Origin of the sequence: Stenotrophomonas sp. 2YAF22 (assembly GCF_052114665.1) — a bacterium.
GTDB lineage: Bacteria > Pseudomonadota > Gammaproteobacteria > Xanthomonadales > Xanthomonadaceae > Stenotrophomonas > Stenotrophomonas indicatrix.
The window spans coordinates 1-1,636 of record NZ_JBFRFE010000783.1 but is presented as its reverse complement, the minus strand read 5'-3'; the positions used below and the strand labels follow the sequence as shown (position 1 = coordinate 1,636).

Below are 1,636 nucleotides of genomic sequence, written 5' to 3'. Positions count from 1 at the left end.
GTAGTGCCGGCCGCTGGCCGGCAACCCCATGAACCTCCGCCGCAGTCTCCGTAGTTGCCGGCCAGCGGCCGGCACTACCGCGTCACGCCAAGCGCTTCAGCTCCCACGCACGATGGATGCGCGCGTTGCGCTCGAAATCCGGGCCGATGGTGCTGGCGCTGATCTCGCGGCACTGGGCGAATTCGGCGATGGCGTTCTCTTCCAGCTTGAAGCGGCGGAAGTTGTTGGAGAAGTACAGCACGCCACCCGGCGCCAGTCGCGCGACGGCCGCACGCAGCATCTTCACCTGTTCGCGCTGTACGTCGAAGTCCTCGGCGCGGGCCGAGTTGGAGAACGTCGGCGGGTCGCAGAAGATCACGTCGTACTGGCCGCGATCACCTTCCAGCCATGCCATCGCATCGGCCTGCACCAGCAGGTGCTGATTGCCGCCCTGCCCGTTCAAGGCCAGGTTGTCGTAGCACCACTRCAGGTAGGTGGCCGACAGGTCGACGCTGGTGGTGCTGGCCGCACCGGCCACCGCCGCCTGCACGCTGGCCACGCCGGTGTAGCAGAACAGGTTGAGGAAGCGCTTGCCGCGCGCCTGCTCGGCCATCAGCCGGCGCAGCGGGCGATGGTCGAGGAACAGACCGGTATCGAGATAGTCGAACAGGTTCACCTGCAGCAGCGCGTTGTTCTCGCGTACCACGAGGAACTCATCGCGCTGCTCGAAACGGCCGTACTTGCTGCCGCCCTTGCCACGTTCACGCGATTTCATCGATACCTGTTCCGGCGGCACGCCGAACACCTCGCGCGCAGCGGCCAGCAGTTCATTGCGGCGGCGGCGCACGTCGTTCTCGGGAATCGCAGCGGGTGCAGCGTATTCCTGTACATGCAGGAACGTGCGGCGCTGGCCGCCATCTTCCTCGTACACGTCGATGGCCGCTGCGTATTCCGGCAGGTCGGCATCGTAGGCGCGGAAACAGGTGATGCCTTCGCGCGCGCGCCAGCTCTTGAACTTCTTCAGGTTCTTGCGCAGGCGGTTGGCCACCATCTGCGCGCCTTCGCTCAGCTCGCGCACCTGTGCCGGGTCACGGCCCRGCACGGCGATCGGATCGCAGACGATCAGTGCGCATTCCAGCGCACCATTGAACATCTGGTACTTCTTGCCCGCACGCAGGCCGGTGGCGAAGGCCAGTTCGTCATTGCCGCACAGCAGGCTGGCGCGCCACTGCGGCACGGCCTTCTGCAGGGCATTGCCCAGCTTGCGGTACAGCGCCGGATCGGCGGCCAGGCGCTCGTCATACGGCGGGTTGCAGACCACCGCACCGATCTCCTGCTCCGGGGTGGGCAGGTCAGCCACATCGGTGCGGGTGAAGCGGATGGCATGGGCGACGCCGGCAACTTCGGCGTTCTCGCGCGCGGCCTGGATCGCCACCGGGTCGATGTCGCTGCCGTGGATGACCGGCTTCAGCGCGGCAAGGCCGGCCGCTTCGCGATCACGTGCTTCGCTCTGGATGGTTTTCCAGGCGGCCTTGTCGAAGCCCAGCCAGCGGCTCGGCGGCAGGCTGCCATGGCGCATCAGGCCGGGGGCGACATCGGCCGCCATCAGCGCGCCTTCGATCAGCAGGGTGCCGCTGCCGCACATCGGGTCCAGCAG

At 67.1% G+C, this 1,636-nt stretch carries 1 protein-coding gene; it reads right to left on the bottom strand.

The window, feature by feature from the left end:
* Positions 1-82: 82 nt before the first annotated feature.
* Positions 83-1,636, bottom strand: a 1,554-nt coding sequence (rlmKL, locus tag AB4Y84_RS21085; RefSeq protein ID WP_442250864.1) for a bifunctional 23S rRNA (guanine(2069)-N(7))-methyltransferase RlmK/23S rRNA (guanine(2445)-N(2))-methyltransferase RlmL, incomplete at its 5' end; no start/stop codon positions are given.